The sequence below is a fragment of the Methanohalophilus portucalensis genome (assembly GCF_002761295.1).
GTDB lineage: Archaea > Halobacteriota > Methanosarcinia > Methanosarcinales > Methanosarcinaceae > Methanohalophilus > Methanohalophilus portucalensis.
Window position 1 is genome coordinate 579,093 of record NZ_CP017881.1, and the last position, 25,048, is coordinate 604,140.

Genomic DNA, 25,048 nt, shown 5'->3' on the forward strand with positions numbered 1-25,048 from the left:
ACTATAATATTAATATAAAAACGGGGTTTACCATGAATCTGAGAAATTATATAGCCACTTATTGTACCGATTCTAAGAAAAAGCCAACAGGTGTCATAGTTCATAGTGCAGATATAGGAGACGAACTTCCTGAGATGCCGGATCGCTTTTTCTACATGGCCGAGTGGTCTGATGTGCCTTCCAGACGTATATGGAAAAGTGAGCCTTATCAGTCAGTATTGATCCATGAAAATGGTCAACTCATCATACACGAACATCTCAGGAAAGCCAACTTCCGTATCCATCTGCTGGAGCTGGAAGAGAAATACGAGACCTCCTCACGAGCAGGACATTTCGTTCTCTCAGTACCTGAAGCTTTCGAGTTTGCCTATAATGCACACAGGGATACAGCAAGGCGATTTTCCAGGACGCCCTATATCTCTCATCCAATGGACGTTGCATCTATCCTCTTAAAGAACAGTGCCCCTGACATAGTTGTAATTGCAGGCCTGTTGCATTCGATCAAAAAAGAGTCTAAAATAGATATGGTTGAAGTGGAGAATAAGTTTGGTGAGACGGTTGTAAATTTTGTAAGAGCAGTATCTGAACTGGACCAAACAGATGATCCCTCCCTGTTATCTGTTGATGAAAATATGTGGAAGGAGCGCAATGAAGCCTGCCTGAAGGCACTTGAAGATGTTGGAAGGGATGTCAAACTCCTATTCTGTGCAGACAAACTTGCCAGCATCAGGGATATGAAGGATGAGGAAAATATTCATGGTAATATAATATGGAACCATTTTATAGTAGGAAAAGAATTTCATAAATGGTATTATGGACAATTGCTAAGGTCCTTTGAATCCCAACCCCATAGTATTATAGATAGCCCAATGTATAAACAATTGAAAGGATGTGTCGAACAGTTCTTCAGTGATGCCTGATTTTTTTTATTTTGTGGTACTAATATGGGTGTGTCTATAGTCGAGCTTGTATGTCGCTCGGAAAAACGGAAAAACTTGGTTGTCTATCTAAAAGATGGCCCCCGGAATCTGGCCGCTATCAAAAAGGCTCTTGATGTCACATCAACCGGTGTGCTTCCTCAGATAAAACTTCTTAAAGATAATGATATTCTTGTGCAGAAAGATGATGAATATGAACTGTCTATTTTTGGTAATATAGTAGTGCAGAAAATATTGCCGATTTTTAAACTGACCAATACGCTTGAAAAGAACCCTGAATACTGGTTTTCCAGGGATATTTCCGCTCTTCCAATGCAATTTATGGAACGGCTGGGTAATCTGGGTGATTCAAAGGTCATTGAACCGGATATCAATTCTCTATTTGATCCGCCTCAGGAATTAATAGACCATCTGCTTGTAAGTCGCCATGTTGCAGCTATTACTTCTTATTTCCATCCTTATTATGCCAAACATTTTATAGGACTTGCTAAAAAAGGCGTGGAGATAAACCTGATTTTCACCAATGATGTCTATGAGCGCATTGCTGAAGATTATGGGGAGGATGCAGAGGTTTTTTTTGGAATGGATAACACCAACATATATATTCACGAGGGTAATTTGCCGGTAGTTAGCATGGTATGCGCGGACGGCTTTTTCCTGTTGTCCCTCCTTAACCAGAAAGGAATATATGATCACAATAAACTTATAAGTACGAGTGAAGAAGCTATAAAGTGGGGACATGATCTGTTTGAATACTGTTGCATTGCGTCACAAAAGAAGGAATAATTGCTATTTTCCTGCGTTCATTATTAATACATGAAACGAAATAGTATTTATATGATAACGGTGGACTTTAAGCTTGAAGAGTGGTGACTCGATGCCAAAAACCCTCGATATTGCAGAATTCAGGAATATGGTAGAAAAAACAAAAAAGTTGCACGAAGACCTTTCTTCCCTATCCCATAAGATGGATGATATGGATGATGAGGTGAAATGCAATAGGGATTATGTTTTGTCACGGCACTCTTCTGAATTATACTATGAATCTGATTTACTTTCTGCCGATAAACGCAAGGGTAAATAATCCTTGCTCGTGTGCGGCTTTATGGCCAAATATCTCTAAGTGACAAGTATTTATTATTTATGGAACGGGTCAATATGGCAGATAAAAAGAAAGGAAACAATCCGTCTGGTAGTGATGATTCTTTCAGTGATATTACTGATATGATCGAACAGATGATGCAGAGATTCGGAGTAGGTATAGAAGAATTCTCTGATGAGCCTTTCATTTATGGTTTTTCTATTACACAACGTGCTAATGAGGATCCTGAAATCAGGGAATTTGGCAATATCCCATCTGATTATAATGATTTTGAAGAAGAAATTGATCCTTTAGATGGCCCCATATCCATAGATGAGAAAAAGCCTCTGATAGATGTTCTTGAAATAGACGGGGAAGTGTATGTTACCGCAGAAATTTCAGGTATGTCCAGGGATGATATTTCTGTCTGTGCAACAGACCAGTACCTGGAGATCAATGCTTCCAATAAATATTATACATATTCCGAAACTCTCGAAATGCCTCTAAAAGTAGACCCTAATAGTGCAAAAGCAACTTTCCATAATGGTGTTCTTGAGGTAATATTTTCTGTTATGGAAGAAGTCGGGAAAGTGGATATTAAAATTAATTAACTCCTCTAATTAATTTATTTTGGTGGTGCACCAGGTGAATTGTTTTGGGAAGAAAGTACTTGTAGTGGATGACGAAGCGCATTTACGTGACCTTCTTCAAAATTTGTTGGAATTGAATGATATTTCGACATCGTGTGCTTCCAGCGGGGAAGAATGTCTTTTGATGCTTGAATCATCCCTGCCGGATCTTGTCCTTCTTGATGTCATGATGCCGGGCATGGATGGGTGGGAAGTTTTCCACCGCATTAAAGAAAAGTATGAACATTTGCCAGTTGTTCTTCTTACTGCCAGGAATCATGATTTTGACAAAATGATGGGATTGGATATCCTCAAAGCTGATGATTATATTACCAAACCCTTTGATAACGATGAACTCGTAGAATGTGTTTGTAGCCTTCTGGATTAATCTTTTTCAACAAGTGGCTGGCAGATAATCGCAGAATTGTCAGTAATATAGAGATGAATTGCTTTATCGCCATTTAATCCGTCTTCTATGCGATTACGGAAATTCCAGTAATCCTCAGGGTCAATTTTTCCTCTTATTAATGCATTTTTGGCATTTAATTCTTTAAGTTTACTATTTATATCTTCAACGGATACCTTTGTCTCTGCCAGCACAGCATACTGATTTTTAAGCAATGGGGACTTCAATTTTTCATCAGATGTCATTAATGCCCTTTTCGGATCAATTCGGAACAAATATGTCTTATTATCTCCATTGCTCATTTTTTCTGCAAGTTCGTGCAGAAGATCTGCCTTCACAACAGATGGTTCAGGTTCATATGCAAATTTTTTCATTATTTCTGATTCGGGGATTTCTCCTGTCCCGCTGCTACAAAGTGATTCTTCGGAAGGCAGTGTGATTGCAGATCTATCACATTTTTTGAGATGGTTTAAGTATAATGTAAGGCGATTGATTTTACCATTTAGGGACAGGTATTCCATTTCACAATCAAAGGGAATCCTTTCTGGAGTTAACTGGGGAGGCACTTCAAAGGCGAATCCTTTAGTCCGGGATGAATAAGCATTAATCATATCTTCTATGGATGGTGTAATGCTGGAAATTAAACGCCTCTTCTCTTTTGGGGGCCTTGCAGGATCAGAAAACACGACATCGAGTTCAGGAAGTTTATGTATTATTTCGGGGTCAAGGGCGTCACCACAGATAAATTCTACATTGTCCACTCCATATAACTGGCAGTTCTTTTTGGCATGTTCTATCTTTACAGGGTCGATTTCTATGGCATAGACTTTTTTGCACTCCTTTGCAAAGAAAATGGTCTGGCCGCCGATACCACAACTTATATCCGCCAGAACGTCACATTTAAGTCTCTTGGCCCTGTACTTTGCTACAATTTCGGGGGTAGCAAAGCGCAATCCATCATGGTCAGAACATATCGGTTTGGTGAATTTGTCTTTGTTTTTCATTGCATTCCAATGGTTTATTGGTGCTTTTAAAGGTGTTGTTTCCTGTATCACTGTTTTTGGTCCAAAGCATTTATATACCTAATATGACATCATACAGCCCAAGCTGAGAATATAGTATGTAGATGATACATACTTCGCAGGTAGGCAAAAAGTGTGGAAATGTAGGATTTAACATAGACCATCAGTGGGCCAATTCAATGAAAGCCCCCATACATGCGCGTTGTGTATGTGTGGATGGTAGATGTGTAAATCTTTTTGTGATGATGTTGCAGTATTGCTGCTCCTATCCGCATAACGTAGAATATCCATGTTGAGCTCAAACCTTGATAGGTAGCCCAACACACTTTTTTGTTAATTCAACCTGCGTAAGCGATTGAACATAAAAAAATTCAAGGAGAATACAAGTGCCAACAATACACAGACCAAGGCGAGGTTCTCTAGCGTTCAGTCCACGCAAAAGAGCAAAGAGCCACATCCCAAGGTTCAGGTCATGGCCTGAGGCTGAAGGTGAGCCAAAATTGCAGGGATTTGCAGGTTACAAGGTCGGAATGACCCATGTAATTATGATTGACGACGCCAAAAACAGTTTGACTGAAGGCGCTGAAATTGCCGTACCTGTTACTGTTATCGAAACACCGCAGATTGGTATTGCAGCAATACGTGCCTATAAGGATACTCCCTATGGAGAAAAAACAATTTCAGAGGCATGGTCAGCAAACCTGGATGGCGACATTGGACGCAGGATAAAGACTCCCAAAAATTACGATACGGAAAAATCACTTGAAAATATGGCTTCCATTGTGGAAGAAGGGAATGTTTCCGAGATTCGTGTGATCACATATACAATCCCGTCTTCAGTAAATGGGATTCCAAAGAAGAAAGCAGATATTATGGAAACTGCAATTAGCGGTTCCGATGTAAAAGCCAAGTTTGAGTATGCAAAGTACATACTTGGAAGCAAGGTTGGAATCTCTGATATCTTCTCGGAAGGGAATATCATCGATGTGGCCGCTATCACAAGAGGCTACGGTACTGAAGGGCCTGTGAAAAGATGGGGTATCCAGCTGGCAAAGAACAAACACTCTCGCCAGAGCAGTTTGCGTCAGGTAGGTACTCTTGGGCCATGGAATCCACCACATGTAAGCTGGAGAGTTCCACAAATGGGCCAGGCTGGTTACCATCAGCGTACAGAGTATAACAAACGTATCCTGAAAGTATCTTCTGATGTTGACGAAGTAAATCCTGCAGGAGGATTTGTGAACTACGGCCTTGTCGGAGGAGATTATATCCTTGTAAAGGGTACTGTCCCCGGTCCATCAAAGAGACTTATCAGGCTCAGGGAACCAACCAGGCCAAAGACATCTGCTGTGGGAGAACCTCAGCTTATGCATATAAACACACAGTCCAGGCAGGGGTGAGATAAATGGTCACAGCAAATATTCTTGATATTTCAGGTAATTCCAAAGGTGAAATAACCTTGCCCGATGTTTTCGAAGAGATTTACAGGCCGGATCTTATCAAAAGGACCGTGCTTTCTTCCCAGTCTAAGAGGTACCAGCCCTATGGTCCCAAGATGTATGCCGGAATGGAAACTTCTGCAGTCTCCTGGGGATCCGGGAGAGGTGTTGCTCAGATCCCAAGGCTTGTCAACGGAAGCCGGGTTGCAAGAGTTCCCCAGGCAGTAGGCGGAAGGCGTACCCATCCACCAAAACCTGAAGCTGACAGGACAGAGAAGGTTAACAAAAAAGAGAAACGTCTTGCAGTTCGCTCTGCAATAGCAGCTACAATTAATGCAGAACTCGTCAAAGGACGAGGTCATGTATGTGACGCTACCCTGCCTCTTGTAGCAGAAGATGCCCTGCAGGATGTTGAGAAAACAGCAGAAGTTATTAAATTCCTCGAAGCAGCAGGTGCTTATGATGATGTCCTGCGTGCCAAAAACAGCCGTTCCATCAGGGCCGGCAAGGGCAAGATGAGAGGAAGGAAATACAAAAACAAAAAGAGTGTTCTGATCGTTGCCGGTTCAGAAAGTCCAATATTCCGCTCGGCACGTAATCTGCCAGGCGTGGATGTTACAACAGTAGATTCACTTTATACTGAATTACTTGCACCCGGTGCAAAGGCAGGACGACTGACGGTATGGACAGAATCCGCAATATCCAGTCTGGAGGACATGTTCATATGAGCGCTATTAAATTCCCGTTCATCACCGAAAAAGCTATGACGCATATGGAGGATAACAAACTTCAGTTTGTTGTCGATACCCGTGCCAACAAGAGCCAGATCAAGGAAGATGTGATAAAGATCTACGGTTTCCCCGTAAAGTCCGTTTGCACAACGACAACGATGAAGGGAGAAAAAAAGGCTCTTGTCACATTTGATGAAGTAGATGCAGCACACGAGATTGCTACACGTATTGGTTTGATGTGAGGTGTTGATTTATGGCAAGACGAATTATATCACAGAACAGGGGTCGTGGAACACCTACATACAGGGCACCTTCACATCGTTATAAAGCTGCTCTTAAGCATCCTTCAGTTGAAGAAGGCAGCACAATTTTTGCCGATGTGGTGGAAATTGTCCATGATCCAGCAAGATCCGCCCCTATAGCAAGGGTTTCCTTTGAAAGTGGCGAAGAACGTTTAATTCTCGTTCCGGAAAGTATCGGTATAGGGGATCGCATTGAATGCGGTATCTCTGCAGAGATCAAACAGGGTAACATCCTCCCGCTGGCTGAGATCCCGGAAGGAGTACCGCTCTGCAACATAGAATCCAAACCAAACGATGGTGGAGCTTTTGCTCGTTCATCCGGTGCCTATGCTACCCTTGTGGGTCATGAAAGGAATAGGACAGTTGTCCAGCTTCCTTCAGGTGAAATGAAATGGCTGAATCCAAAATGCAGGGCCTCTATTGGGGTTGTTGCTGGTGGCGGACGTGCCGAAAAACCATTCCTGAAGGCCGGTAAGAAGTATCACAAGTTAAGATCCAGGGCAGCCAAGTATCCGAGAGTTTCCGGTATTGCAATGAATGTTATTGACCACCCATTCGGTGGAGGTAACAGGCAACATCCAGGCAAACCAACTACCGTAGGCAGGAACGCCCCACCTGGCAGGAAGGTAGGACAGATTGCAGCCCGGAGGACCGGAAAGCGTTAAATGAGGTGTATATATGGCTAAAAAATCTTCATCAAGGTTACCAAAGAGGAAAGGAGAATATACCTATCGGGGCAAATCTGTGGATGAGCTCAAGGAATTGAGTATTGAGCAATTCGCCGAACTTCTTCCCGCAAGGGAAAGGAGGACCATTCGCCGTGGGCTTCCCGATGGGCATAAAAAAGTCCTGGAGAAATTCAGGGCTGGAAAGGATAGTGTGCGAACCCACCACAGGTCAATGATAATTTTCCCTGAAATGGTAGGTAAGCAAATTGCAGTTTACAACGGTAAAGAATTCGTAAGTGTAGATGTACAGCCTGAGATGGTAGGTCACAGGTTTGGAGAATTCGCACAGACAAGAGGCAGAGTTTCCCACGGAAGCGCTGGTGTTGGTGCAACCCGTTCCAGTAAATTCGTACCACTAAAGTAAGGTGATTGTTAATGGCAAGAATTGATTATTCAACGGAACTTGAGCCAGCAACAAGTGCCAGAGCTATGGGTTCAGAGCTACATATCTCTCCCAAGAAATCACGTGAACTCTGTCGCGAGCTTAAAGGAATGCGTACTACATCTGCAAAGAATTATCTTGGAGAGGTAATTGATTTCAAAAGGGCTGTACCATTCAGGAGGCACAATGACAGTCTTGGGCACAAGAAAGGTCCAATGGCAGCAGGTCGTTATCCTGTAAAAGTGGCTGCAGAAGTTCTCAAACTTTTAGAGAATGCTGAGAGCAATGCTGAATACAAGGGTCTTGATCCTTCTCAAATGTACATAAACCATGTTTCTACAAAGAAAGGCCGGGTTATCCATGGAATGCGCCCCAGGGCTCGTGGAAGGGCTACCCCCAAGAATACGGAAACCGTAAATATCGAAATTATTCTGAGCGAGGTGCGCTAAAATGGCAGTAGAGAAGAAATTTGTTGAGGATGGCTATGTGAAAGCCTCACTTGATGAATATTTCGCAAACCAGCTGAGTCGGGCCGGTTATGGCGGCATGGAGATCAATCGAACCCCTATGGGGACACAGATTGTTGTTTATTCCGAAAAACCCGGTATGGTTATAGGGAAGGCCGGAAAGGTCATCCGTCGGCTCACAAGAGATGTCGGGCGCCTTTATAATCTTGATAACCCTCAGATTGATGCACAGGAAGTAAAGAGGCCGGAACTGAATGCCCAGATGATGGCAACACGGCTTGCTTCTTCCATTGAACGTGGCTGGTATTTCAGGAAAGCAGGTCACAATGCAATGCGTGCCATTATGAATTCCGGTGCTCTTGGGTGTGAAATAATCCTCTCCGGGAAGGTTACAGGTGCAAGGTCAAGGGTCGAGAAAATGGTAAATGGCTATATCAAACATGCAGGAAAACCTGTTGATGATATTGTGGACGAAGGGTTCGCAGTAGCCGTTAAAAAACTTGGTACAATTGGCTGTAAAGTGAGAATTATCCATCCGGGTGCTGTGTTGCCAGATTCCTACCACCTTAGGGAGGTTGTGGAAGAGGCAGTTGCAGAAGTTGCTCCTGAAGAAGCTGAAAGTGCTGGCGTTGAAGAACTTGTGGAAGCAGAAGCAACCGGTGAAGTTGCAGAAGCTGAGGATGTTGAATCCACTGAAGAAGCAACAGAAGCAAAAGCTGCTGAAGAAGTACCTGAGGCAGAACCGGAAGTTAAAGCAGAATCCGAAGAAGTTGAATCAACCGAAGGCTCCGAAGAAAATGTCCCGGAACCAGAAGATGAACAACTCCCAGGTGAGCAGCGCCGGCTTGTTGAAGGTGTATGGCAACATAAGCATGAAGAACATGATTACTGGCATCCCATGGCACGTGTCCATAGGGGGGATAACTGATGGCAATCCTTCGTGTAAAGGAAATCAGGGATATGTCTCCCAATGAAAAAGTGGATGAACTTGAAAAACTCATGAATGAGCTTATCAAGGAACGTGCCCTTTCCTCTGCAGGTGGCGCGCCTGAAAATCCCGGTCGTATAAAGGAACTCAGAAGGACGATTGCGAGAATAAAAACCATCCAGAGGGAAATGAAGGAGATATAAATTGGATATATCACCCCAAAACCTGATCTATCACGAATTGATAGGACTGATGGTTGAGGTGGTTGATTCTACCAATAAATATCTTGCAGGCATTAATGGAAAAGTAGTTGATGAGACACGGAACATGTTGGTAATCGAGGTCGAGGATATGTACGAAAAACAAGTACCAAAAAAAGGTTCCACATTTGTGTTTCATCTTCCAGTTGGTTCTGGATGTTCCCCGGCTACATCAGTAGAGGTCGGGGGCACCCTCTTGCTCTCACAACCCGAAAACAGGACCAAGAATATCAGGAAATTACGCATGAGGTAATAATCATGGCACGAAACATTGGATTGGATGTTCCTGAGCCTTCCGAAGAATGTGACGACGTAAATTGTCCTTTCCATGGCACTCTTCCCGTAAGGGGACAGGTGTTGTCTGGAAAGGTAGTCAGTGACAGTATGGACAGGACAGTTGTAATCCAGCGAAAATATGATAAATTCATCAATAAGTACCAGAGGTACGAGAAACGTCAGTCAAAGATACATGCTCATAATCCTCCTTGCATTGATGCAAAGGAAGGGGACATTGTAACAATAGCAGAATGCCGTCCCCTGAGCAAGACCAAAGCTTATGTAGTTGTTAAGGCGGAGGCACAGGTATGAAAGGAATGCGTTCCAGTGTCCCCAAATGCCTTAATGCCGGTGCACGTATCGACTGTGTCGACAATACCGGTGCAAGGACTGTGGAAATTATTTCTGTCAAGAAATACCGTGGTGTGAAAAACCGTCAGCCAAAAGCAGGTCTAGGCGATATGTGTGTTGTCTCTGTCAAGAAAGGAACTCCTGAAATGAGAAGGCAGATCCTCCACGCAGTAGTTGTCAGGCAGAAAAAAGAATTCCGCAGGCCGGATGGAACCCGGGTTAGCTTTGAGGATAACGCAGTGGTAATTACAGATCCCACCGGTTTCCCCAAAGGAACAGACATTAAGGGCCCTATTGCCAGGGAAGTCGCAGAACGTTTCCCCAAGATAGGGACTACAGCATCAATGATTGTGTGAGGTAATCAATATGGTGTCAAAACAGCCAAGAAAACAGAGAAAGGCACGTGGCACTGCCCCTCTCCACGTCAAACAAAAATACATGAAGGCTCCTCTTTCCAAGGATCTGCGTTCCAAGTATGGACGCAATGCAACTGTAGCGGTAGGCGATACCGTGCAGGTAATGCGTGGTGACCATGCAGGAACAAAAGGATTGGTAGAAGGTGCTTCTCTAAAAAGTGGAATGATTGTGATGGAGGGTGTCTACGTCACCAAGGCAGATGGGACTGAAGTACCCAGGCCACTTTATCCTTCAAATGTAATGATTACATCACTGGATTTGAAAGATAAGCAGAGAGAATCAAGATTACTAAAGAGCAGGTGATAGTGTGGGCAAACATCAAAAGAGAATATCTGTCCCGAAGAGCTGGCAGATATCCAAGAAATCTAGAAAATGGATAACCTCTACCAGGCCAGGCCCTCACAGCAAAGACCAGAGCGTACCTCTTGCCATAGTGCTGCGTGATATGCTTGGCATAGTGGATAACAGGGCAGAGGCAAAAAGAGTCCTTTCCGAAGGGAAAGTTCTGGTTGACGGTGTAGTAAGGAAAGATGTTCGTTTCCCCGTAGGGATAATGGATATTATTACCATACCTTCCGATAACACTTCATACAGGGTTTTGCTTGACAGAATGGGAAGGCTTTCCCTCCAGAAAATGGACGGTATTGAGGAAAAGAAACTTTGCAGAATTGACGGAAAGACCTGCATAAAAGGTGGCAAGTTACAGCTTAATCTGGACGACGGGTCCAATGTGCTTGGATCAAATAATTACAACAGGAAGGATTCTGTAGTGATGTCCATTCCAGATAAAGAGATCCTCAAGCACATCGAATACAAAGAAGGTAATCTTGCCCTTATTGTAGGCGGTAGCCACACCGGAGAGGTCGGCAAGATCGCTGAGATAAACACTGTTCTCAGTTCCAAGAAGAATACGGTCTCCATTTCAGGAGAAACCGATTTTGAAACAATTGAGGATTATGTTTTTGTAATTGGCGAAAACGAACCTGAAATTACAATGGGTGGTGAGCTGATTGACTAATCCCATGAAAGATCCCAGAGTTGACAAAGTAGTTGTCCATATGGGTGTAGGAGAGAGTGGTCAGCATCTTGTGGATGCAGAAGGAATATTGTCAACTATTACCGGACAGGGAGTTGTCAGATGTTATTCCAGAAGAACCATGCCTTCCTTTGGTATCAAAAAGCATGAACCAATAGGATGTAAAGTAACCCTCAGGGGAAAGAATGCAGAAGATTTTCTTTCAACGTCGATTGACATTATTGAGAAAAAACTTTCTGCTTCCCAGTTTGATAATGATGGAAACGTGGCTTTCGGAATCGAGGAGCACACTGATTTCCCTGGAATGAGATACGATCCGAATATTGGTATCTTTGGAATGGACATAAATGTCATAGTTAACCGTCCGGGTTACAGGGTCAAGAAAAGGCGTGCTTCAAAACATAAAATCTCCAGTTCACATAAAATAACAAAGGATGATTCAATTTCATTCTTCAAGGAGAAATATGCGGTGGAGGTCGTATAATGGTACAAACCAAGAAAAGTTTTGGACGTGGTGCCAGCGAGTGCAGAAGATGTGGTCGTAAGCAGGGATTGATCCGTAAATACGGCATCTACCTTTGCAGGCATTGTTTCAGGGAAGTAGCCCATGAAATGGGTTTTGAAAAATATACATGAGGTGATTGATTATGGTATTATTAGATCCTCTTGCAGATGCTTTGTCGGTAATTAAGAATGCAGAATCCGTAGGTAAACAGGAATGTACCGTCAAACCTGCATCAAAACTGATTGGCAACGTCCTGAAAGTAATGAAAGAATCCGGATATATCGGTGAATTTGAGTTTGAAGATGACGGCAAAGCTGGTCTCTATAAGGTTGAACTTGCCGGAAGGATAAACAAATGTGGTGCTATCAAACCCAGACATTCAGTAGGTGCTGAAGACCTCGAAAAATGGGAAAAGCAATTTCTTCCTGCAAGAAACTTCGGTACATTAATTCTTACGACTCCTGCTGGGGTAATTTCCCAGTACCAGGCACGTGAGCAAAATGTCGGAGGTCAGCTCCTTTCATTTGTCTACTGAAGATAAGGGGAAGTTGATATGGTTAAAGAAACGAAAAAGGCAATCCCAATCCCTGAAGGTGTGACAGTTTCCTATGAAAATAAGGTATTCACCGCCTCAGGAGAAAAAGGAACCAATACAAAGCGTCTCTGGTATCCCGGGATCACTATTACCGTTGATGAATCTGAAGTAACTGTGGATTGTCAGTCCGTAAGGAAAAGGCAAAAAGCAATGGTCGGAACCTATGCTTCTCACATAAGCAATCTTATGGATGGTGTTGTCAATGGTTTTGAGTATAAGATGAAAGTCGTTTACTCTCACTTTCCAATGCAGCTTAAAGTGGAAGGAGATAAATTGCTTATCAATAATTTCCTTGGTGAGAAAAGAGCAAGGGTTTCCAGGATAATTGGTGAAACCAAAGTCAAAACCAGCTCTGATGAAGTGACGATTACTGGCATCAACAGGGAAGATGTAGGACAAACTGCTTCCAATATGGAACAGATTACCCGCATCAAAGCTTTTGATCCCCGTGTATTCCAGGACGGATTATATCTTATTGAGAAGAGTTGAGATAGGTGGTCTTAATGGAAGAGAATACTGATTTAAAATGTGGGCTTTTCGAAGATGCTGAATGTAAAAGGCTTTTTAAGGCACGCAGAATCCAGAAAAGTAAAAAACCCACTTTCAAAAGAGCGGGTTCCCACAAATTCAAGCGTCTTGATTCCAACTGGAGACGTCCCAGAGGTTTACAGGGCAAACTGCGTAGACATTATGTTGCCAAGGGTGCTATTGCACAGGTAGGCTATGGAAGTCCCAAAACAGTAAAGGGATTGCATCCATCCGGCTTTGTAGAGGTGCTTGTGCACAACCCGGCTGATGTGGATGATATCGATGCCTCCATACAGGCAATCCGTATATCTGGTAAAGTCGGCGGCAGGAAAAGAGCACTTATTGAATCCAAAGCGGATGAAATGGGTATAAAGATATTCAATCGCAAAGGAGGTCAGTGAGATGACAAACCTCACCAACCAGCGCAGGATTGCATCTAAAGTCTTAGGATGCGGACTGCACCGTGTCTGGCTTGACCCCGAAGCATTGGAAGATATCGCTGCTGCGATCACAAGGGAAGATATTCGTGAACTTGTTGAAAGTGGTAATATTAAGTCTGCACCGGTAAAAGGTGTAAGTCGCGGCAGGGCTCGTGCCAGAGATGCCAAGAGGAAATATGGTCACAGAAAAGGTCATGGATCCAGAAAAGGTAAAAAAGGTGCAAGGAACCCTCGTAAAGAGCAATGGATGAAAAAGATCCGTGCACTTCGTCGAAGGCTCAAAGAACTTCGTGATGATGGTACACTCGACAGATCCACCTATTGTAAGGTTTACAGGAAAGCCAAAGGTGGGGAATACAGAAGTGTTGCTCATCTTGAAGCTCACCTCGATATCGGAAAAGATGAATGAGTATTGATTAAAATGAATTTACATATTATATGTTGGAGGATAAATCATGGCAACAGGCCCCCGTTATAAAGTTCCTTTCAGAAGACGAAGGGAAGGGCGTACTGATTATCACCAACGTCTGAGATTGCTCCTTTCAGAAGAGAATCGTCTTGTTGTTAGGAAAAGTATTAGGAATGTCAGGATACAGCTGGTAATTCCAAATAATGAAGGAGACGAAACTCTTGTCTCCGCAATTTCAGGCGAATTGGGCAAATACGGTTATGAGGGATCTACCAGCAACACCACCGCGGCTTATCTTACAGGCTTGCTTTTTGGAAATAAAGCGCTTGCTGAAGGCTATGAAACAGGTGTTCTGGATATTGGATTACAATCTCCCTCTGCCGGTTGTAAAGTCTATGCAGCTCTTAAAGGTGTAGTGGATTCCGGAATGGATATCCCGCACAATCCTGCTGTATTCCCATCAGATGAGCGCATAAGTGGAGAACATGTGGCAGAATATCTTGAAGGATCAAATCTGCCAGAGGTTTTCGAGGCGACAAAAGAAAAGATCCTTTCGGATTTCAATTAAGGTGGTTATATGGCATATCAATATGAAGAAGATTGGGTTCCCCTTACAAGACTTGGCAGTCTGGTAGCTGAAGGACAGATAACTTCCATGGATGAAGCTATTGAGTCAGGTTTGCCAATCAGGGAATCTAATATTGTGGATATACTGTTACCCGGTCTTGAAGATGAAGTACTTGATATTAACATGGTCCAGAGGATGACTGACTCTGGAAGACGTGTCAAGTTCAGGGCAACAGTTATTGTAGGAAATGGTGACGGGTATGTGGGTCTTGGTCAGGCCAAAGACGGACAGGTTGGACCTGCTATCCGCAAGGCAATTCGCAATGCCAAGATGAACATTACTCGTGTAAAACGTGGCTGTGGTTCCTGGGAATGTGGTTGTGGACTTCCACACACTGTTCCTTCCGAGGTGCGTGGCAAAGCAGGCAGTGTTAATGTAGAACTCAAACCAGCTCCCAGGGGTCTTGGTCTTGCTGCAGGGGACACTGCAAGGAAAGTGCTTGAAAAGGCTGGTATCAAGGATGTCTGGACAAGGACCGAAGGTCAGACCAGGACTACCCTCAATTTTGCCAAAGCAACTTACAATGCTCTCAAGCATACCGGTACAATTAGGGAACCTCTCAAAATGGAATGTAAGGAGGCCTGAAAATGTATGCGGTTATAAGAATGCGTGGAAATGTTAATGTCAGGAAAACAATTGCTGATACATTAACCATGCTTCGCCTGAATCGTATAAATCACTGTGTGATACTCGATGAGACACCCAATAACAGTGGTATGATCCAGAAAGTGAAGGACTACGTGGCTTATGGTAAGATTGACGCAGAAACCCTTGCCCAGATTCTTGCCAATCGTGGTAAAATCGAAGGTGGGATTTCCCTTACCGATGAATACATTGCTGAAAATACAGATTTTGATTCGATTGCTTCTTTTGCAGAAGCCGTTTCCGAAGGCAAAGCCAGTTTTTCCGCAGTTCCAGGTCTGAAACCCGTATTCAGGTTACATCCTCCAAGGAAAGGTCATTCAGGTATCAAGAGACCTACTCAGAAGGGTGGGGTACTTGGTAACCATGATGAAAACATCAATGTTCTTCTTAACAAGATGAGGTGAAATCATGGGTAAAACTCAAACAAAGAAATATAGGGGTTCCAGAACCTGTGGGGGAGGTACTACCAAAAACAGGCGTGGTGCTGGAAACCGCGGTGGGCGTGGCAGATGTGGTGAAGTCAATCACCACTTTGTCCTTGCACTCCAGGGTGGTTACACCCACGGTAAGTATGGATTCAAACGTCCTTTAAAATCAATTCATGAAGTTTCCATCGTTAATGTGGGTGAACTTGATGAACTTGCAGACCAGCTTGTAGTAGATGGTCTTGCAAATGTTGAGGATGGTGTCTATAAAATCAATCTTGCAGACCTGGAAATTGAAAAAGTTCTGGGCTCAGGAAAGGTTAACAAAAAAATGGAAATTACAGCATCCAGTTTTTCCGGATCTGCTCGATCAAAGATCGAGGAAGCCGGCGGATCATGTGTTGCTATAGAAGAGTAATGTCTAAATGACATTACTCTTATTAACCTGTCCGATATATTTACATTTATATATTACAATATTGGAATCCGGCAAAAGGTGTAATTGATGAGCTTTAAGGAAAGTTTAGAACCGTTTTTTAGCAGGTTACCTGCTGTGGCAAGTCCGGAAGGACATGTTCATTTCAAGAATAAACTGCTGTGGACTCTGGGGATCCTCATGCTGTACTTTGCTCTTGCAAACGTACCTCTTTTTGGGCTTTCCGCGGAATCCATTGACCTATTCGAACAATACAGAGCTTTCTTTGCTGGAGCTTCTGGTTCTTTGATGCTACTTGGTATTGGGCCTATTGTTACTGCATCCATTGTTCTTCAGCTTCTCACCGGTGCAGATATTATAAAGCTGGATATGTCAGATCCACGGGATCAAGCTTTTTTCCAGGGTGCCCAAAAGTTCCTGGTATTCATTATGATTGTAATTACTGCGCTGCCTCAGATTGTTGGGGGTTACATTCAGCCTGATGCAGCTATTGCCGCATCTCTGGGAGTGGGTCTGGGAGTAATTACATTCCTGATATTCCTCCAGATATGTGTGGGTGGAGTATTGATCCTCTTTATGGATGAAATTGTTTCCAAATGGGGTATTGGATCCGGTGTAGGACTCTTTATTGTTGCGGGTGTTTCACAGCAGATTGTGACCGGTTTAATTAACTGGGTGCCCGATTCATCCGGATTACCTTCCGGTATTATTCCCAAATGGCTTTATATCATTCAGAATGTAGGAGCAGATTATCTTTTCTCCGGTGATGGTTTCATGTTTATCCTGATACAGGGTGGAATATTGGCACTTATCACTACAGTTGCAATCTTCTTTTTGGTTGTATATGCAGAAAGTACCCGTATTGAAATTCCTCTTGCACATAGTTCCGTGAAAGGGGCAAGAGGTCGTTTCCCTGTGAAACTGATCTATGCTTCAGTTCTGCCGATGATTCTTGTCAGGGCACTACAGGCAAACATACAGTTAATCGGTCTTATGCTTGCAGGTCGGGGTATTACAATTTTTGGAGAATACTCCGGTTCAACCCCTATAAACGGGTTAATGTATTATTTGGCTCCTATACACAGTCCCTATGACTGGATTCCTTCTTTAGTGCAGGAAACCTTTACCGGTTATGGTGTTGCTGCCCCTGAACTCTGGCAGATTGGTCTCCATGTGCTTATAGACGCAGTCTTCTTGATTGCTGGTGGTATCATTTTTGCATTGTTCTGGATAGAGACTACAGGAATGGGTGCCAAACCCACGGCTAGGAAAGTATTTAATTCCGGTATGCAGATTCCCGGTTTCAGGAGAAATATTGGCAGTATTGAGAAGGTAATGGACCGCTATATCCCCCGGGTTACTATAATAGGTGGTGCATTTATCGGTGCTCTTACATTGGTTGCCAGTTTGCTTGGTACCATTGGCGGAGCAGGTGGTACAGGTCTTCTGTTGACTGTAAGTATTGTCTACAGGTTGTATGAAGACATTGCTTCTGAACAAATGATGGAAATGCATCCTATGATGCGGTCTTTCTTCGGACAGGAGTAATAACAGGAAGTAAAAATATGAATGTGGTGTTATTTGGGCCACCGGGTGCCGGAAAAGGTACCCAGGCCAAAGAACTTTCCAGATACTATGATATTCCCCATATATCCACGGGGGATATCCTCAGGGCCAATGTAAAGCAAGGAACCGAACTGGGCAAAAGAGCGGAGCATTACATGAACCGCGGAGAACTTGTGCCTGATGAAGTTCTGATTGGTATTATTAAGAATCGTCTGGCTGAACCTGATTGCAAGAAGGGTTACCTGTTAGATGGTTATCCACGTACGATACCACAGGCTGATGCCCTGGATGGTATTCTTGATGAAATCGGAATGCCACTGGATGTTGTGTTGAATATTGATGTTCCGGATGAAGAACTTGTAGGGCGTCTTTCAGGTCGTTACATGTGTAAATGTGGCGAAAGTTATCACATCAGGTTTAATCCTCCACAAAATGAAGGTGTATGTGATTCCTGTGGTGGCCAATTGTACCAGCGTGATGATGATAAGGAAGAAGTCATTCGCCAGCGTTTGGAATCCTATAAAAATAAGACACAGCCATTGATAGATTATTATGCTAATAAGAATTTAGTGGTGCATATCAATGGCGAAAAGGACATAAAGGATGTATTTGATGATATTCGTGATGTCCTTGATAAATATGTGAATTGAATTTAATGAAAAATGTCGGTGATGGTTGCCTTGGAAAATGCAAAATTAAAACAGCTGCTTGAAAGATTTGTCATAGCTGTAGGTATATCCCTTATGCTTGGAATCGTTCTGATTGGCGAGGACGGCAGAGAAATAGTCGGATCGATTGTGGGAATTATAATGGATCCAATCATTATGCTGGTTGGTGAAAGTAATTTCCATGTTATGCTTTTTATCATGGCTGCCATTACTGCTCTTTATGCTTCTCTTATCCAGAAATATACTATTGACTGGGATCTTATGCGCAGTACTCAGGAACGTATGAAATCTTTCCAGAAGGAGTATCGTGAAGCTCAGTTGGCCCAGAACAATTACATGATCAATAAGCTGGATGAGCAGCGTAAAGAAATGATGTCTGACCAGATGGAAATGTCCAAGCAGCAGTTCAAGCCAATGGCCTATATTAGTATCATTTCCCTTCCCCTTTTCATGTGGGCATATTATTACATAAGTGAACATGGTAGTGCTGCACTTACCTTCCCATTCATCGGTGAGATTCTTTTAACAACTCCTATAATCGGGCCTATCCAGTACTGGATATTCTGGTATTTTATCACTTCTCTGGCTATCAGTCAGGTTGTACGAAAGGCTCTGGATATTGGTGGCGTGTGAATGCTTGTTACGATAAGCGGTCTTCCGGGCAGTGGAACCACCACTGTATGCCGGATGCTCGCCTCACATTATGACATAGAAATGATTTCAGCAGGTGACGTTTTCCGCAATCTTGCAAAAGAACATTCCATGAGTCTGGGGCAATTCGGAAAACTTGCCGAATCCGATCCTGCAATAGACAGGATGATCGATGAGAGGCAGAAAGATATTGCTTTAAGCCGGGATAACATTATTCTGGAAGGCAGGCTGGCCGGTCATATGGCAGGCGATGAAGCACTTTGCATATGGCTCAAAGCATCCCTAAAGGTCCGTGTTGAACGTATCGTTGGGCGTGAAGGTTCTTCTTTTGAAGCAAAACTCAACGAAACAATAGAAAGGGAATCTTCCGAATCTTTGAGATATCGCGAAATTTATGATATAGATATAAATGACCTTTCAATCTATGATCTGGTGATCGAGTCAAACCGCTGGAACCAATACCAGATATGTGATATATTAAAGACTGCAATTGATAATCTGGGTGGGTTTTTTAACGAATAATATTAATTATGATTACGATTTAACCCGACAAAGGGAATATATTATCAAAGGAGATGCTCATACAGACCCGTCATATGGTTGTCCTCCTCTTAAGCGTCCTCTCTCTTTTTACATCAGGATGGGAGTGGTAAACCTTGACAAACCCGCTGGGCCTACAAGTCATGAGGTCACTGCGTGGGTCAGGGATATGCTTGAACTCCCCAGAGCAGGCCATTCAGGTTCACTGGATCCACGGGTGACAGGTGTATTGCCGATTATGCTGGGTAAGGCAACAAAAGCTGTCTCCGCACTTCGCCTTTCAGCCAAGGAATATATCTGTCTTATGCGCCTCCATGACAATGTTCCTGAAGAACGTGTGCGGAAGGTATGCGATGAATTTACCGGTCCTATATACCAGACCCCTCCTGTAGTTTCGGCAGTCAGGCGTGCTATCAGGATACGCAATATCTATTCCCTGGATGTGCTGGAAGTTGAAGACAATCTTGTCCTTTTCAGGGTTAGATGTGAGGCAGGAACCTATATACGCAAACTCTGTCATGATATCGGGCTTGTGATTGGTTGTGGGGCCCATATGCAACAGCTCAGAAGGGTTGGCACAGGACCATTTGATGAGTCATCGCTTGTCACTCTGCATGACCTGAAAGACGCTTTTGTATTCTGGCAGGAAAATGGTGATGAAGAACACTTGCGTCGTATTATCAGACCAATGGAGGAAGCTCTTGTACACCTGCCGCATATCACAATCCGTGATTCCGCCGTGAGTGCTATTTGTCACGGGGCAGCACTTACAGTACCGGGTATTGTCGGTCTCGATTCTGATATCCAAAAAGAGGGTGATGTTGCCGTTTTTAGTTTGAAAGGTGAAGTTGTTGCTCTTGCAAAAGCATCAATGGACTCCTCTGAAATTCTGGATTTATCCAGTGGAATTGCTGCTATTACCGAAAGAGTAATAATGGATGCCGATGTTTATCCGAGTCGCTGGAATACAAAACGTATGCAGCGTACATGAAATAATATTTGCTGAGGTAGTCTAGCGGTACGGCGCAAGCCTGGAAAGCTTGTGGGGCTTGACCCCTCGGGAGTTCGAATCTCCCCCTCAGCGTCTTTCTATTTTTAACTAAGCTTAAGAGTTAATGGAATTACCTGCGGAAAGTTACATTTGGTTTATGTGTCTGCTTTTAGCTTCTTTTATTACATTGATTGCATTTTCCAGACTTTTCCATCCGATTATCTCAACATCTTTATTTTCTAAATTTTTATACGTCTCAAAGAAATGGGTTATCTCCTTTAAAAGATGGGGTGGGACTTCATCTATTGTTTCTATGTGTATCCACAAGGGATCACTTTCCGGAACACATAATATTTTTTCATCTCTGCCTTTATCGTCCATCATATCAAATAGTGCAACAGGATGCACATCTATCAAGCAACCCGGGAATGTAGGTTCCCATGTTAATACCAGTGCATCTAAAGGATCCCCATCAAGGGCGAGCGTGTCGGGAAAGAAACCATAATCACAGGGATAGACCATCGAAGAGAACAGCATCCTGTCAAACTTTATCATTTCTTTTTCCTTGTCATACTCATATTTATTTCGACTTCCCTTTGGAATTTCTATAAGTACACTTTCAATTTGTCTTTTGACCATTTTCACACCCTGTTTGATTATATTTGTCTCTATTATATTTCATAATGGTGCATATTTCAGTTACTTGTAAAAATATTGATGGATATATCAATATTACACTCAGTATCCAGATGGGAATTTTCGGGAGATGTTTATTCAATCACAAAAACTTTAACTCCATAATTCCATTCTTTTTTTATGAATGGGGAGGTTAAGTGGTACCATGCCAGTTCAGAGGAGACCTTTTCTCTCCTTGAAAGCAATAAGGAAGGTTTAAGCGACGATGAAGCATCTTTCCGCTTATCTACCTATGGTTACAATGAAGTTGAAGCAAAAAAGAAACATGGCTCACTGTATCTTTTTGCCAGACAATTTGCAAGCCCACTGATCTATGTGTTAATTGCTGCTGCAATAGTCACTTTCTTCTTAAAAGAATATGCAGATACTGCTGTGATCGCCGGAGTGGTCCTGGCTAATGCAATAATTGGTTTTGTGCAGGAAAAAAAGGCTGAAAACGCTCTGGAATCCCTTGCCCGTATGATGCGTCCCGAAGCTACTGTACTGCGCAATGGACAGCGCAAAGTTATCCCCAGTCGAGAACTGGTAGTAGGGGATGTAGTACTATTTGATGCCGGTGCAAGGGTACCTGCCGATGTAAGGCTTTTCCAGACCAAGAACCTGCGTATCGATGAATCAGCTCTTACCGGCGAATCCATGGCGGTTGAAAAGAAAACCACATCCATTTCCGGTGAGGACGTACCACTTGCAGACCAGAAAAATATGGCATTTGCCGCCACTCTTGTAACACAGGGTGTCGGATATGGTGTGGTAGTGGCAACCGGACCCCGTACCGAGATCGGGAAGATTTCTGAACTCATCAAGGAATCGGAAAGTATTTCCACTCCCCTGATACGCACCATAAACCATCTGGGTAAATTACTATTTGTTGTAATCCTTTTTGTATCGGTCCTGACATTTATTATTGGACGTCTGCAGGGCTTTGAGAATCTGGAAATTTTCCTGGCCTCAGTTAGTCTTGCAGTGGCGGCTATTCCTGAAGGTTTGCCAGCTCTTATCACCATATCACTGGCCATAGGGGTAAAATCTATGGCCTCAAAGAATGCCATAATGAGAAACCTGCCTTCAGTGGAAACACTGGGATCAGCTACTGTCATATGCTCCGATAAGACAGGCACCCTGACTATGAATCAAATGACAGTAACAACAATATACACCTCTGAAGGGTGGTTTGATGTTACAGGTGAAGGTTATTCTCCCAAAGGGACCTTTGCCAGTGAAGGAGTACAAGTTTCACCTTATGATTATGGTTCCTTGATGGAGACCCTCAAGGCGGGTTCTCTGTGTAACGATGCGTATCTGCGTGAAGAAGGAGGTGTGGTTGGTGATCCTACAGAAGGGGCACTGCTGGTATCCGCTTTGAAAGCATCATCTTTCCATTTACCTCGTATTGATTCACTTCCCTTTGAATCCGAAAAGCGATTTATGGCAACCCTGCACGAAAAGGATGAAAAATCCAATGTAATTTTTGTAAAGGGCTCGCCGGAAACAATAATCAGTATGTGCTCCTCAAAGTACGGAGAAAATGAGGTTTTTGATCCGACTGAAATACTTGAAGTTGCTTCAAACATGGCATCTAAAGGCCTGAGGGTTATTGCCATGGCATACCGGGAAGTGGGATCTGACAGGAAAGAAGTAAAGGAAGAGGATATTGATGATCTTATTTTTCTGGGGCTGCAGGGAATGCGTGATCCTCCCCGGGAAGAGGTCAAGGCTGCTATTAAAAAATGCAAAACAGCCGGTATCCGTGTAATCATGATAACGGGGGATCATGGCCTCACAGCTCACAGTATCGCAAATCAACTCGGCATAACCACAGAAGGTGTACTTACAGGTTCAGAACTTGATAGTATGTCGGATGAGCACCTGCATGAAAAATTAAAAAATGTTTCTGTCTTTGCCCGCACTTCCCCGGAAGATAAATCCCGTATTGTCAGGTTGCTTCAGGAGCAGGGAGAGGTTGTGGCCGTCACGGGAGACGGGATAAATGATGCACCAGCACTCAACAGGGCAGATATAGGAGTTGCAATGGGCAAATCCGGTACAGAGGTCGCCAAGGAAGCCTCGGACATGGTGCTTGCAGATGACAACTTTGCTTCCATTGTAAATGCTGTGGAGGAAGGCAGGGATGTTTACGACAAAATCCAGAAGGTTATTTTATGGATGCTGCCCACCAATGCCGCAGAGGGACTTGCTGTAATGGCTGCAGTGCTACTGGGAATTACCAATCCTCCTCTCTTGCCTCTACATATATTGTGGATTAATACTGTGACAGCAATCTGTTTAGGTGTACCCATCGTCTTTGAACCAAAGGAATCCCTGTTATTGAGAAGACATCCACGCCCTCCCGAAGAGCCGCTTTTACTGCCGGTTATCAAGCAAAGAATCGTTTTAGTTGCCCTGCTGATGGTAACAGCAACATTCCTTTTGTTCTTCTTTGAAATCAATGATCAGAAAACCACAGTAGCTACGGCGCAAACCATTGCGTTGAATACCATCGTATTCTTTGAGATATTTTACCTTTTCAGTTCAAAATCCATTTATGAAAATATATTTGGCCGGCTGTTTTCCAATATGGCAATGTTGGCAGGGGTGATTGTGGTAATCCTGTTACAGTTGCTGATAACCTATAATCCATTGATTAATGGTATCCTTGACACAGCACCTTTAAGGTTAGTTGACTGGGTAATTATAGTAGTAATCTCCAGTTCTGTGTTTTTTGTGATCGAAACCGAAAAGATGCTGCGTAAGCGCCAGAAAAGCAAGATTACCCGTTAAGGAAAGCATCAAGTCTTTCCATTCCTTTTTCTATATTTCCTAAACTGTTGGCATAAGAGAATCTAACATGGCCTTCTGCACCTGACCCAAAGTCAATTCCTGGTGTAATGGCCACTCCGGTTTCTTCCAGGACCTGCCTGCTGAATTCAAGTGAATTCCCGGTAAACTTATTCGCGTCAGCCAGGATGTAGAAGGCACTATTTGGAGTGTAATTAATGCCAAAACCGATATCTTTGAGTTTCTCAAGCATGTAAATACGACGTTTGTCATAGGTCTCAACCATTGATTTCACATGGTCCTGTGGACCTGTGAGCGCTGCAACTGCGGCGTGTTGGACAAAATTGTTGGCGCATATGAAAAAATTCTGCTGCATTTTCTGGACCAATCGGATCATGTTAGGAGGCACGATCATGTAACCCAGTCTCCAGCCGGTCATGCAGTATTTTTTGGAAAAACCATTTAGTACGATTGCATTATCTGTATATTCCAGTATGCTGTGGTCTTCTGCATCCCCGTAAACAATTCCCTGGTATATCTCATCGGAAATTATCGGGATTTCTCCTGCCAGGTCCGCAATCGACTCCATCTCTTCTGGAGGCATCATATAACCTGCAGGGTTGGAGGGACTATTAATTAGAATGGCAGATGTATCAACATCAATATTTTTTGAGAGGTTATCAGAATTCAGGCAATAGCCTTCTTCTCCTTTTGTAGGAACCAGGACTGCCTTGCCCCCGATGGCTTTGACGAAATTTGGATAACATGCATAATGAGGATTTGACATCGCTACCTTCATCCCTTCATCAACAAGCGCCATGAAACTCAACATAAGGGCCGGGCTTGTACCCGAAGTAACAACTACCTGTGAAGGGTCGATATCAAGGTTAAAACGTGTGTTGTAATCTTCAGTGATTGCCTCTCTTAGTTCGGGTATTCCCTGACTATGTGTGTAAGTTGTATTGCAGGCATCCAGGGCATTGTGGGCAGCTTCACATATATGGGGAGCAGTGGGGAAATCCGGTTCTCCAATCTCCAGATGAATTATACTTTTACCCTCTGCTTCGAGCTGCTGGGCCCTCTCCAGTACCTCCATAACGTAAAAAGGTGGTATGTTTGCTACTTTCTGGGATATCATGGTAATGATATGCGCTGTA

At 43.3% G+C, this 25,048-nt stretch carries 38 protein-coding genes and 1 tRNA gene; 36 read left to right on the forward strand and 3 right to left on the reverse strand.

Annotated features, from left to right (window positions below; all coding sequences use genetic code 11):
- Positions 1-32 precede the first annotated feature (32 nt).
- The 5 genes from BKM01_RS03055 to BKM01_RS03075 all read left to right on the forward strand — a co-directional run bounded on the left by BKM01_RS03055 (position 33) and on the right by BKM01_RS03075 (position 3,036).
- Positions 33-920 (forward strand): HD domain-containing protein, encoded by an 888-nt coding sequence (locus BKM01_RS03055; RefSeq protein ID WP_072360017.1) that lies wholly within the window; start codon positions 33-35, stop codon positions 918-920.
- Positions 921-944: 24 nt separating this feature from the next.
- Positions 945-1,724, forward strand: a complete 780-nt coding sequence (locus BKM01_RS03060) for a helix-turn-helix transcriptional regulator (protein WP_072360015.1) — start codon at positions 945-947, stop codon at positions 1,722-1,724.
- 73 nt (positions 1,725-1,797) lie between these two features.
- Positions 1,798-2,022, forward strand: coding sequence for a hypothetical protein (locus tag BKM01_RS03065; RefSeq protein ID WP_143744142.1), 225 nt, complete (start codon positions 1,798-1,800; stop codon positions 2,020-2,022).
- 74 nt (positions 2,023-2,096) lie between these two features.
- Positions 2,097-2,630, forward strand: a complete 534-nt coding sequence (locus BKM01_RS03070) for an Hsp20/alpha crystallin family protein (protein WP_099816331.1) — start codon at positions 2,097-2,099, stop codon at positions 2,628-2,630.
- Positions 2,631-2,664: 34 nt separating this feature from the next.
- Positions 2,665-3,036 carry a response regulator transcription factor gene (locus BKM01_RS03075; RefSeq protein WP_072360009.1) on the forward strand — a complete coding sequence of 124 codons (372 nt, stop codon included), beginning with the start codon at positions 2,665-2,667 and terminating at the stop codon, positions 3,034-3,036.
- Here the strand turns inward: BKM01_RS03075 and BKM01_RS03080 are convergent.
- Positions 3,033-4,058, reverse strand: coding sequence for a methyltransferase domain-containing protein (locus BKM01_RS03080; RefSeq protein WP_072360303.1), 1,026 nt, complete (start codon positions 4,056-4,058; stop codon positions 3,033-3,035). The two genes, BKM01_RS03075 and BKM01_RS03080, sit on opposite strands and share 4 nt — an antisense overlap.
- A 122-nt stretch (positions 4,059-4,180) precedes the next feature.
- Between BKM01_RS03080 and BKM01_RS10740 the strand changes: the two genes are divergently transcribed.
- The 30 genes from BKM01_RS10740 (at position 4,181) to BKM01_RS03225 (ending at position 20,513) form a co-directional block, all read left to right on the forward strand.
- Positions 4,181-4,372 carry a hypothetical protein gene (locus BKM01_RS10740; RefSeq protein ID WP_143744139.1) on the forward strand — a complete coding sequence of 64 codons (192 nt, stop codon included), beginning with the start codon at positions 4,181-4,183 and terminating at the stop codon, positions 4,370-4,372.
- A gap of 90 nt (positions 4,373-4,462) precedes the next feature.
- On the forward strand, positions 4,463-5,476 hold the full coding sequence (locus BKM01_RS03085; protein ID WP_072360008.1) for a 50S ribosomal protein L3: 1,014 nt from the start codon (positions 4,463-4,465) through the stop codon (positions 5,474-5,476).
- 5 nt (positions 5,477-5,481) lie between these two features.
- Positions 5,482-6,243 (forward strand): 50S ribosomal protein L4, encoded by a 762-nt coding sequence (gene rpl4p, locus BKM01_RS03090; protein WP_072360006.1) that lies wholly within the window; start codon positions 5,482-5,484, stop codon positions 6,241-6,243.
- Complete coding sequence (locus BKM01_RS03095) at positions 6,240-6,488, forward strand: 50S ribosomal protein L23 (RefSeq protein WP_013037805.1); 249 nt, start codon at positions 6,240-6,242, stop codon at positions 6,486-6,488. Before rpl4p ends, BKM01_RS03095 begins: the two co-directional genes overlap by 4 nt.
- An 11-nt stretch (positions 6,489-6,499) precedes the next feature.
- Positions 6,500-7,213, forward strand: coding sequence for a 50S ribosomal protein L2 (locus tag BKM01_RS03100; protein WP_072360003.1), 714 nt, complete (start codon positions 6,500-6,502; stop codon positions 7,211-7,213).
- Between the two features lie 13 nt (positions 7,214-7,226).
- The gene (locus BKM01_RS03105) at positions 7,227-7,640 is read left to right on the forward strand and encodes a 30S ribosomal protein S19 (RefSeq protein WP_072360001.1); all 414 of its coding nucleotides are present in this window, start codon (positions 7,227-7,229) and stop codon (positions 7,638-7,640) included.
- A gap of 11 nt (positions 7,641-7,651) precedes the next feature.
- Positions 7,652-8,107, forward strand: a complete 456-nt coding sequence (locus tag BKM01_RS03110; protein WP_072359999.1) for a 50S ribosomal protein L22 — start codon at positions 7,652-7,654, stop codon at positions 8,105-8,107.
- Position 8,108: 1 nt separating this feature from the next.
- Entirely contained in the window at positions 8,109-9,053 is a 945-nt protein-coding gene (locus BKM01_RS03115; RefSeq protein ID WP_072359997.1) for a 30S ribosomal protein S3, read from the forward strand.
- Positions 9,053-9,256 carry a 50S ribosomal protein L29 gene (gene rpmC, locus BKM01_RS03120; RefSeq protein WP_072359995.1) on the forward strand — a complete coding sequence of 68 codons (204 nt, stop codon included), beginning with the start codon at positions 9,053-9,055 and terminating at the stop codon, positions 9,254-9,256. The genes BKM01_RS03115 and rpmC overlap by 1 nt, the downstream gene beginning before the upstream one ends.
- Before the next feature lies 1 nt (position 9,257).
- On the forward strand, positions 9,258-9,566 hold the full coding sequence (gene rnp1, locus BKM01_RS03125; protein ID WP_072359993.1) for a ribonuclease P protein component 1: 309 nt from the start codon (positions 9,258-9,260) through the stop codon (positions 9,564-9,566).
- Between the two features lie 5 nt (positions 9,567-9,571).
- Complete coding sequence (locus BKM01_RS03130) at positions 9,572-9,901, forward strand: 30S ribosomal protein S17 (protein WP_072359991.1); 330 nt, start codon at positions 9,572-9,574, stop codon at positions 9,899-9,901.
- Positions 9,898-10,296: a 50S ribosomal protein L14 gene (locus tag BKM01_RS03135; protein ID WP_013037797.1), complete on the forward strand. Its 399-nt coding sequence runs from the start codon at positions 9,898-9,900 to the stop codon at positions 10,294-10,296. The genes BKM01_RS03130 and BKM01_RS03135 overlap by 4 nt, the downstream gene beginning before the upstream one ends.
- 10 nt (positions 10,297-10,306) lie before the next feature.
- Positions 10,307-10,660, forward strand: a complete 354-nt coding sequence (rplX, locus tag BKM01_RS03140; protein WP_072359990.1) for a 50S ribosomal protein L24 — start codon at positions 10,307-10,309, stop codon at positions 10,658-10,660.
- A 4-nt stretch (positions 10,661-10,664) separates the two neighbouring features.
- The gene (locus BKM01_RS03145; RefSeq protein WP_072359988.1) at positions 10,665-11,375 is read left to right on the forward strand and encodes a 30S ribosomal protein S4e; all 711 of its coding nucleotides are present in this window, start codon (positions 10,665-10,667) and stop codon (positions 11,373-11,375) included.
- A 4-nt stretch (positions 11,376-11,379) separates the two neighbouring features.
- Positions 11,380-11,877 carry a 50S ribosomal protein L5 gene (locus BKM01_RS03150; RefSeq protein WP_072360302.1) on the forward strand — a complete coding sequence of 166 codons (498 nt, stop codon included), beginning with the start codon at positions 11,380-11,382 and terminating at the stop codon, positions 11,875-11,877.
- On the forward strand, positions 11,877-12,029 hold the full coding sequence (locus BKM01_RS03155; protein WP_013037793.1) for a 30S ribosomal protein S14: 153 nt from the start codon (positions 11,877-11,879) through the stop codon (positions 12,027-12,029). Before BKM01_RS03150 ends, BKM01_RS03155 begins: the two co-directional genes overlap by 1 nt.
- Before the next feature lie 11 nt (positions 12,030-12,040).
- Entirely contained in the window at positions 12,041-12,433 is a 393-nt protein-coding gene (locus tag BKM01_RS03160; RefSeq protein ID WP_072359986.1) for a 30S ribosomal protein S8, read from the forward strand.
- 18 nt (positions 12,434-12,451) lie between these two features.
- Positions 12,452-12,982, forward strand: a complete 531-nt coding sequence (rpl6p, locus tag BKM01_RS03165) for a 50S ribosomal protein L6 (RefSeq protein WP_072359984.1) — start codon at positions 12,452-12,454, stop codon at positions 12,980-12,982.
- Positions 12,983-12,996: 14 nt separating this feature from the next.
- Positions 12,997-13,422, forward strand: coding sequence for a 50S ribosomal protein L32e (locus BKM01_RS03170; protein WP_072359982.1), 426 nt, complete (start codon positions 12,997-12,999; stop codon positions 13,420-13,422).
- 1 nt (position 13,423) lies between these two features.
- Positions 13,424-13,870 (forward strand): 50S ribosomal protein L19e, encoded by a 447-nt coding sequence (locus BKM01_RS03175; RefSeq protein WP_072359980.1) that lies wholly within the window; start codon positions 13,424-13,426, stop codon positions 13,868-13,870.
- A 46-nt stretch (positions 13,871-13,916) separates the two neighbouring features.
- Positions 13,917-14,438 (forward strand): 50S ribosomal protein L18, encoded by a 522-nt coding sequence (locus BKM01_RS03180; RefSeq protein ID WP_072359977.1) that lies wholly within the window; start codon positions 13,917-13,919, stop codon positions 14,436-14,438.
- A 9-nt stretch (positions 14,439-14,447) separates the two neighbouring features.
- Positions 14,448-15,083 carry a 30S ribosomal protein S5 gene (locus BKM01_RS03185; protein ID WP_013037787.1) on the forward strand — a complete coding sequence of 212 codons (636 nt, stop codon included), beginning with the start codon at positions 14,448-14,450 and terminating at the stop codon, positions 15,081-15,083.
- Between the two features lie 2 nt (positions 15,084-15,085).
- Positions 15,086-15,547, forward strand: a complete 462-nt coding sequence (locus BKM01_RS03190; RefSeq protein ID WP_072359975.1) for a 50S ribosomal protein L30 — start codon at positions 15,086-15,088, stop codon at positions 15,545-15,547.
- Between the two features lie 4 nt (positions 15,548-15,551).
- Positions 15,552-15,986, forward strand: coding sequence for an uL15m family ribosomal protein (locus BKM01_RS03195; protein ID WP_072359973.1), 435 nt, complete (start codon positions 15,552-15,554; stop codon positions 15,984-15,986).
- 87 nt (positions 15,987-16,073) lie between these two features.
- Entirely contained in the window at positions 16,074-17,552 is a 1,479-nt protein-coding gene (secY, locus tag BKM01_RS03200; RefSeq protein WP_072359971.1) for a preprotein translocase subunit SecY, read from the forward strand.
- A 17-nt stretch (positions 17,553-17,569) separates the two neighbouring features.
- Entirely contained in the window at positions 17,570-18,220 is a 651-nt protein-coding gene (locus BKM01_RS03205; protein ID WP_072359968.1) for an adenylate kinase, read from the forward strand.
- Between the two features lie 21 nt (positions 18,221-18,241).
- Positions 18,242-18,871, forward strand: coding sequence for a DUF106 domain-containing protein (locus tag BKM01_RS03210; protein ID WP_072360301.1), 630 nt, complete (start codon positions 18,242-18,244; stop codon positions 18,869-18,871).
- The gene (gene cmk / locus BKM01_RS03215) at positions 18,872-19,411 is read left to right on the forward strand and encodes a (d)CMP kinase (RefSeq protein WP_072359966.1); all 540 of its coding nucleotides are present in this window, start codon (positions 18,872-18,874) and stop codon (positions 19,409-19,411) included.
- Positions 19,392-20,420 (forward strand): RNA-guided pseudouridylation complex pseudouridine synthase subunit Cbf5, encoded by a 1,029-nt coding sequence (locus tag BKM01_RS03220; RefSeq protein ID WP_072360300.1) that lies wholly within the window; start codon positions 19,392-19,394, stop codon positions 20,418-20,420. Before cmk ends, BKM01_RS03220 begins: the two co-directional genes overlap by 20 nt.
- Before the next feature lie 10 nt (positions 20,421-20,430).
- Positions 20,431-20,513, forward strand: a tRNA-Ser gene (locus BKM01_RS03225).
- Between the two features lie 51 nt (positions 20,514-20,564).
- Here the strand turns inward: BKM01_RS03225 and BKM01_RS03230 are convergent.
- Positions 20,565-21,059 (reverse strand): inorganic diphosphatase, encoded by a 495-nt coding sequence (locus tag BKM01_RS03230; protein ID WP_072359964.1) that lies wholly within the window; start codon positions 21,057-21,059, stop codon positions 20,565-20,567.
- Between the two features lie 177 nt (positions 21,060-21,236).
- Here BKM01_RS03230 and BKM01_RS03235 point away from each other — a divergent pair, with 177 nt between their 5' ends.
- The gene (locus tag BKM01_RS03235) at positions 21,237-23,894 is read left to right on the forward strand and encodes a cation-translocating P-type ATPase (RefSeq protein WP_072359962.1); all 2,658 of its coding nucleotides are present in this window, start codon (positions 21,237-21,239) and stop codon (positions 23,892-23,894) included.
- On the opposite strand, the gene BKM01_RS03240 is transcribed toward BKM01_RS03235, so the two are convergent.
- Complete coding sequence (locus tag BKM01_RS03240; RefSeq protein ID WP_072359960.1) at positions 23,884-25,029, reverse strand: pyridoxal phosphate-dependent aminotransferase; 1,146 nt, start codon at positions 25,027-25,029, stop codon at positions 23,884-23,886. The genes BKM01_RS03235 and BKM01_RS03240 overlap by 11 nt on opposite strands.
- Positions 25,030-25,048 lie beyond the last annotated feature (19 nt).

Bases quoted from the DNA above. Each gene is read 5' to 3' on its own strand.
- BKM01_RS03055 (WP_072360017.1), top strand. From the start codon at position 33: ATGAATCTGAGAAATTATATAGCCACTTATTGTACCGATTCTAAGAAA.
- BKM01_RS03060 (WP_072360015.1), top strand. From the start codon at position 945: ATGGGTGTGTCTATAGTCGAGCTTGTATGTCGCTCGGAAAAACGGAAA.
- BKM01_RS03070 (WP_099816331.1), top strand. From the start codon at position 2,097: ATGGCAGATAAAAAGAAAGGAAACAATCCGTCTGGTAGTGATGATTCT.
- BKM01_RS03080 (WP_072360303.1), bottom strand. From the start codon at position 4,058: ATGAAAAACAAAGACAAATTCACCAAACCGATATGTTCTGACCATGAT.
- BKM01_RS10740 (WP_143744139.1), top strand. From the start codon at position 4,181: ATGATACATACTTCGCAGGTAGGCAAAAAGTGTGGAAATGTAGGATTT.
- rpl4p (WP_072360006.1), top strand. From the start codon at position 5,482: ATGGTCACAGCAAATATTCTTGATATTTCAGGTAATTCCAAAGGTGAA.
- BKM01_RS03095 (WP_013037805.1), top strand. From the start codon at position 6,240: ATGAGCGCTATTAAATTCCCGTTCATCACCGAAAAAGCTATGACGCAT.
- BKM01_RS03100 (WP_072360003.1), top strand. From the start codon at position 6,500: ATGGCAAGACGAATTATATCACAGAACAGGGGTCGTGGAACACCTACA.
- BKM01_RS03105 (WP_072360001.1), top strand. From the start codon at position 7,227: ATGGCTAAAAAATCTTCATCAAGGTTACCAAAGAGGAAAGGAGAATAT.
- BKM01_RS03110 (WP_072359999.1), top strand. From the start codon at position 7,652: ATGGCAAGAATTGATTATTCAACGGAACTTGAGCCAGCAACAAGTGCC.
- BKM01_RS03115 (WP_072359997.1), top strand. From the start codon at position 8,109: ATGGCAGTAGAGAAGAAATTTGTTGAGGATGGCTATGTGAAAGCCTCA.
- rpmC (WP_072359995.1), top strand. From the start codon at position 9,053: ATGGCAATCCTTCGTGTAAAGGAAATCAGGGATATGTCTCCCAATGAA.
- BKM01_RS03130 (WP_072359991.1), top strand. From the start codon at position 9,572: ATGGCACGAAACATTGGATTGGATGTTCCTGAGCCTTCCGAAGAATGT.
- BKM01_RS03135 (WP_013037797.1), top strand. From the start codon at position 9,898: ATGAAAGGAATGCGTTCCAGTGTCCCCAAATGCCTTAATGCCGGTGCA.
- rplX (WP_072359990.1), top strand. From the start codon at position 10,307: ATGGTGTCAAAACAGCCAAGAAAACAGAGAAAGGCACGTGGCACTGCC.
- BKM01_RS03150 (WP_072360302.1), top strand. From the start codon at position 11,380: ATGAAAGATCCCAGAGTTGACAAAGTAGTTGTCCATATGGGTGTAGGA.
- BKM01_RS03155 (WP_013037793.1), top strand. From the start codon at position 11,877: ATGGTACAAACCAAGAAAAGTTTTGGACGTGGTGCCAGCGAGTGCAGA.
- BKM01_RS03160 (WP_072359986.1), top strand. From the start codon at position 12,041: ATGGTATTATTAGATCCTCTTGCAGATGCTTTGTCGGTAATTAAGAAT.
- rpl6p (WP_072359984.1), top strand. From the start codon at position 12,452: ATGGTTAAAGAAACGAAAAAGGCAATCCCAATCCCTGAAGGTGTGACA.
- BKM01_RS03170 (WP_072359982.1), top strand. From the start codon at position 12,997: ATGGAAGAGAATACTGATTTAAAATGTGGGCTTTTCGAAGATGCTGAA.
- BKM01_RS03175 (WP_072359980.1), top strand. From the start codon at position 13,424: ATGACAAACCTCACCAACCAGCGCAGGATTGCATCTAAAGTCTTAGGA.
- BKM01_RS03180 (WP_072359977.1), top strand. From the start codon at position 13,917: ATGGCAACAGGCCCCCGTTATAAAGTTCCTTTCAGAAGACGAAGGGAA.
- BKM01_RS03185 (WP_013037787.1), top strand. From the start codon at position 14,448: ATGGCATATCAATATGAAGAAGATTGGGTTCCCCTTACAAGACTTGGC.
- BKM01_RS03190 (WP_072359975.1), top strand. From the start codon at position 15,086: ATGTATGCGGTTATAAGAATGCGTGGAAATGTTAATGTCAGGAAAACA.
- BKM01_RS03195 (WP_072359973.1), top strand. From the start codon at position 15,552: ATGGGTAAAACTCAAACAAAGAAATATAGGGGTTCCAGAACCTGTGGG.
- secY (WP_072359971.1), top strand. From the start codon at position 16,074: ATGAGCTTTAAGGAAAGTTTAGAACCGTTTTTTAGCAGGTTACCTGCT.
- BKM01_RS03205 (WP_072359968.1), top strand. From the start codon at position 17,570: ATGAATGTGGTGTTATTTGGGCCACCGGGTGCCGGAAAAGGTACCCAG.
- BKM01_RS03210 (WP_072360301.1), top strand. From the start codon at position 18,242: ATGGTTGCCTTGGAAAATGCAAAATTAAAACAGCTGCTTGAAAGATTT.
- cmk (WP_072359966.1), top strand. From the start codon at position 18,872: ATGCTTGTTACGATAAGCGGTCTTCCGGGCAGTGGAACCACCACTGTA.
- BKM01_RS03230 (WP_072359964.1), bottom strand. From the start codon at position 21,059: ATGGTCAAAAGACAAATTGAAAGTGTACTTATAGAAATTCCAAAGGGA.
- BKM01_RS03235 (WP_072359962.1), top strand. From the start codon at position 21,237: ATGAATGGGGAGGTTAAGTGGTACCATGCCAGTTCAGAGGAGACCTTT.
- BKM01_RS03240 (WP_072359960.1), bottom strand. From the start codon at position 25,029: ATGATATCCCAGAAAGTAGCAAACATACCACCTTTTTACGTTATGGAG.